A 4,844-nucleotide genomic window follows, 5' to 3' on the forward strand; every position below is an offset into this window, starting at 1 on the left:
CGTTCGGCCGCGCCGACCGCACGCAGGCCGTGCCCGGCGGCGAGGCGCAGTTGCGCCGCCATTTCGTGCTGGCGGAAGCATCGCTGCCGGCCGCGGCGCTGACCCGGCAACTGGACGCCGGCGATGCCGGCGACGGCCTGTGGCTGCGCGCCGATCCCGCCTATGTGGTGCCGGACATGCAGGGCGCGCGGCTGATGGCGCATGGCGACATGCTGCCGCTCGACGCGGTGGACCTGGACGCGCTGTTGCCGGCGGTGCAGGGCGTGTTCGCCGAGAGCGGGCTGACCCTGGACGCGCCCGATCCGACCCGCTGGTACCTGCGCCTGCCGGCCGACAGTGTGCTGCCTGTGTTCGCGGCACCGGCGCAGGTGCTCGGCGCGGACCTGTTCGATCATCTGCCGCAGGGCGAGGACGCGCGCCGCTGGCGTGCCCTGCTGACCGAAGTGCAGATCGTGCTGCACCAGCATCCCTGGAACCGCGAACGTGTCGCCCGCGGCCAGCCGGCGATCAATTCGCTGTGGTTCTGGGGCGGCGGCCGCCTGCCGGCCACCGTCGGCACTGCGCATGCGCAGGTGCGCAGCCACGATCCGCTGTTGCGCGCGCTGGCCCAGGCCGCCGGCGTCGCCGATGCGCAGGCGCCGCGGGTCGATGCGCTGGTCGACCTGCGTCAGTTGCGCGCGCCCGAGCAGTTTGTCGGCGAGGTGGTGCAGCCGCTGCTGCAGGCGTTGCGCGATGGCGAGCTGCAGCAACTGCAGCTGGATTTCGAGGACGGCACCTGTTTCCGCATCGCCCCCGCGCAACGCTGGCGCCTGTGGCGGCGGCCGCTGCCGCGCCTGGACGCATGAGTTTCAGCGCGCGCATCGTGCGGCGGCCCGCGGCGGCCGCGGCCGGCCCGTGGCATGAGGCCACCTTGCCGCTGCTGCGGCGCATCTACGCCGCGCGCGGCGCCCACGACAGCGGCCTGGCGCAGCCCAAGCTGGCGCAACTGCTGCCGCCGGATGCGCTGAGCGGCATCGACGCCGCAGTGGAATTGCTGGCCGAGGCCATCGCCGCGGGCAAGCGCATCCTGGTGGTCGGCGATTTCGATTGCGACGGCGCCACCGCCTGCGCAGTGGCGGTGCGCGGGCTGCGCCTGCTCGGCGCCGCGCAGGTGCTGCATGCGGTGCCCAACCGCATGGTCCATGGCTATGGACTGTCGCCGGCGCTGGTCGCGGAACTGGCGCCGTTGCAGCCGGACCTGCTGGTGACGGTGGACCACGGCATCGCCTGCCATGCTGGCGTCGTCGCGGCCAAGGCGCTGGGCTGGCAGGTGCTGGTCACCGACCACCACCTGCCGGGTCCGGCCTTGCCGCCGGCCGACGCCATCGTCGACCCGAACCTGGCTGGCGACGTGTTCCCGAGCAAGATGCTGGCCGGCGTCGGGGTGATCTTCTACGTGCTGTTGGCGCTGCGCCGGCACCTGCGCGTGCGCGGCGCGTTCGTGGCGGCACCGCCGGACCTGAGTGTGTTGCTGGACCTGGTCGCGGTCGGCACCGTCGCCGACCTGGTGCCGCTGGATCCCAACAACCGCGCGCTGGTCTCGGCCGGTTTGCGCCGGTTGCAGCGTGGCGAAGGTTGCCTCGGCCTGCGCGCCCTGATCGAAGCCAGCGGCCGCGACCCGGCGCGGCTCAGCGCCAGCGACATCGGCTTCGCCCTGGCACCGCGGCTCAACGCCGCCGGCCGCCTCGAGGACATGGCCCTGGGCATCGAGTTGTTGCTGTGCGAGGACCCGCAACAGGCGCGCACGATCGCCGCGACGCTGGAGGAGATCAACGCCGAGCGCCGCGCCGTGCAGCAGCAGATGACCGACGAGGCCGAAGCGGTGGTGGCGCAGGCGCTGCTGGCCGCGCCCGAGCAGCCGCCGGTGGCGGTGTGCCTGTTCGATGCGCAGTGGCATCCCGGCGTGATCGGCCTGGTCGCCTCGAAGATGAAGGACCGCCTGCACCGGCCGGTGATCGCCTTCGCCCCGGCCGAGCCGGGCAGCACCCAGTTGCGCGGCTCGGCGCGTTCGATCCCCGGCTTCCACATCCGCGACGCGATGGCGGCGGTGGAGGCGCAGCGGCCGGGCCTGATGGAGAAGTTCGGCGGCCATGCCATGGCCGCGGGCCTGAGCCTGCCGCAGGACGCGCTGGCCGAGTTCGAGCAGGTGTTTCGCGACCATGCCTTGGCCAGCCTGGACGCGGAACTGCTGCAGGCCGAACTGCTCAGCGACGGCGCGCTGGAGCCGCACGAGCTGGACCACCACCATGCCGAGGCGCTGCGCCAGGGCGGACCATGGGGGCAGGGCTTTCCGGAGCCGCTGTTCGATGGCGAATTCGAAGTAGTGCAGTGGCGCGTGCTGAAGGAGCGCCACCTCAAGCTGAGCCTGCGCTGTCCTGGCCGTGCCGCGCCCTTGAACGCGATCCACTTCAACGGCTGGCACGGCCGCGAACCGGGCCGCCGCGTGCACATCGCCTATCGGCTGGTCGCCGACGACTACCGCGGCGGCGATGCGGTGCAACTGGTGGTGGAGTACTGTCTGCCGTTGGATGGCTGAGCAGTTGGCGGTCTGACGCTGGGCGTGGTGCCGGACCCTCACCCCAACCCCTCTCCCGGAGGGGGAGGGGCTTTGCTTTCCCTTCTCCCGCCGGGACCATGGCCCCCTTCTTGGGGGAAGGTGCCCCGCAGGGGCGGATGAGGGTACGGGCGCAGCCTCGCATCGCCAAAGCGCTGCGCCTTGCGCCGGACCCTCACCCCAACCCCTCTCCCGATGGGAGAGGGACTTGCGCGTCGCCTGAGTCTGGAGGCACACAAGCAACCCCATCGCGTCACGGCGGACGTTCAAGCCATACCGTCCCAGCAAGGAGCGATCCATGCCGTCCACCATGCGCAGAAGCGTGTACGTGTTGTTGCTTTCGTTGTCGTTACTCGCCGCGGTTTCGGCCGGGGCGCAGTCCGCGCCGCAGCGGCAATTGGTCGCGCCGTTGCTGCACACCGACGCCGGCGAACGTCCGGTCGAACTGCGCTCGGCGACCGTGCGTGCGCATGCCGCCGCTGGCCTGGCCGAAACCACGGTGGAGCTGGAGTTCTTCAATCCCAACGCGCGCGTGCTGGAAGGGCAGCTGACGTTCCCGCTGCGCGAGGGGCAGCAACTCAGCGGTTTCGCCCTGGACGTCGACGGGCAGATGCGCGACGCGGTGCCGGTACCCAAGGCGCGCGGGCGCCAGGTGTTCGAAGCGGTCGAGCGGCGCGGCGTGGATCCGGGCCTGCTCGAGCAGACCGCCGGCAACCAGTTCCGGCTGCGCGTCTACCCGCTGCCGGCGCATGGCAGCCGCCATGTGCGCCTGGTCTATCGCGAATCGCTACAGCGTACCGCCGCCGGCTGGCAATGGCGCTTGCCGCTGGCGTATGCGGTCGGCGCGCGGTCGCTGCAGATCGCGCTGAGTACCCAGGCCGCGCCTGATGAACGCGCGGCGACGCCCGGCATGCGGCTGCTGCCGACGGCGGACGGTGGCTACGCCGCGTCCTGGTCCGGCAGCCCGGCGCAGTTGCCGTCGGAGCTGGTGCTGTCGCTGCGCGCAAGCGCCACGCCGCGCGTGGCGACCGGTCTCCACGATGGCCAGCGCTACTTCCAGGCGCTGGTGCCGATCGCCGACCTGCATGGCCCGCGCCCACTACCGCAACGCATCGGCCTGCTCTGGGATGCGTCGGGTTCGGCACGGCAGCGCGACATTCCGGCCGAACTGGCCTTGCTGCAGCGCTATTTCGCCGCGGTCGGCACCGCCCAGGTCGATCTGATCGTGCTGCGCGACCGTGCCGCGGCGCCGCGCAGGTTCCAGGTGCGCAACGGCGACTGGAGCGCCCTGAAGGCGGCGTTGCAGGCCGAGCAGCCCGACGGCGCCAGTGCGCTGGGCGCCTGGCAACCGGCGGCGCAGGTGCAGGAGTATCTGTTGTTCAGCGATGGCCTGGGCAACTACGGCGCGCAGACCATGCCGACGCTGGCGCCGGGACAGCGCCTGTATGCGATCGACTCGGCCGGCGTGCACGCCGATGCCGCGCGCCTGGCGGCGATCGCGGAAGCGCGCGGCGGACGCGCGATCGCATTGCAGGGCCTGCCGGACGTGCAACTGGCCAGTGAGCGGCTGTTGCGGCGTGGCGGCGAACTGGTCGCGCTGGACGGTAGCCAGGTCGCCGATCTGGTCGCCGATTCGCGCGACGCCGACGATGGCTACCTGCGCATCGCGGGGCGCCTGCTCGGCACCGATGCGACGCTGCACCTGGAGATCGCCACCGCCGCCAGCACCCGACGCCTGAGTCTGCCGTTGCGCGAGGCGGAGGAAGTTCCAGGCGACCTGGTGCCGGGCGCCTGGGCACGGGCCATGTTGCGCAGCCTGTCCGCCGATCCGCAGGGATCGGCCGCGCGCCGTCAGGCGCTGGCGACGCGCTTCGGGCTGGTCAGCGCCGACACCTCGTTGCTGGTGCTGGAGAATGCCGACGACTACGCCCGCTATGGCATCCCGGCGCCCCCGGCGCTGCGTGCGGCGGTGGCGGGTGCGCAGGTGCGGCAGCAGAAGCTGCAGGACGATACGCGCAAGCGACGCATCGACGCGATCGCCGAAGCGTTCGCGCAGCGTGTCGCCTGGTGGCAGCGGCGCTTTCCCAAGGGCACGCCACCCCACGCCATCGCCGCCGCGGGCAATGCCGACCAGCGGCTGGACGCCAGGGCGCGCGCGCAGAGCTCCATGGCCCTCGCGCCGTCGCCTGCGGCGCCGATGTCGGCGGCCGCACCCGCGCCGCTGGAATTGGCGATCGTCGGCGGCTCCCCC

At 72.3% G+C, this 4,844-nt stretch carries 3 protein-coding genes; all 3 read left to right on the forward strand.

What is annotated here, in order from left to right; all coding sequences use genetic code 11:
* Positions 1-845: hypothetical protein (locus D588_RS0122090; RefSeq protein WP_017917549.1), on the forward strand; the 845-nt coding region annotated here is incomplete at its 5' end.
* On the forward strand, positions 842-2,575 hold the full coding sequence (gene recJ, locus D588_RS0122095) for a single-stranded-DNA-specific exonuclease RecJ (RefSeq protein ID WP_026143993.1): 1,734 nt from the start codon (positions 842-844) through the stop codon (positions 2,573-2,575). The genes D588_RS0122090 and recJ, both read left to right, overlap by 4 nt.
* A 316-nt stretch (positions 2,576-2,891) precedes the next feature.
* Positions 2,892-4,844: VIT domain-containing protein (locus tag D588_RS0122100; protein ID WP_255325485.1), on the forward strand; the 1,953-nt coding region annotated here is incomplete at its 3' end.

This window comes from Xanthomonas sp. SHU 308, from assembly GCF_000364645.1.
GTDB classification, from domain to species: Bacteria; Pseudomonadota; Gammaproteobacteria; order Xanthomonadales; family Xanthomonadaceae; genus Xanthomonas_A; species Xanthomonas_A sontii.

Excerpts from the sequence above, each read along its gene's own strand:
- recJ (WP_026143993.1), top strand. The coding sequence starts at position 842 with ATGAGTTTCAGCGCGCGCATCGTGCGGCGGCCCGCGGCGGCCGCGGCC.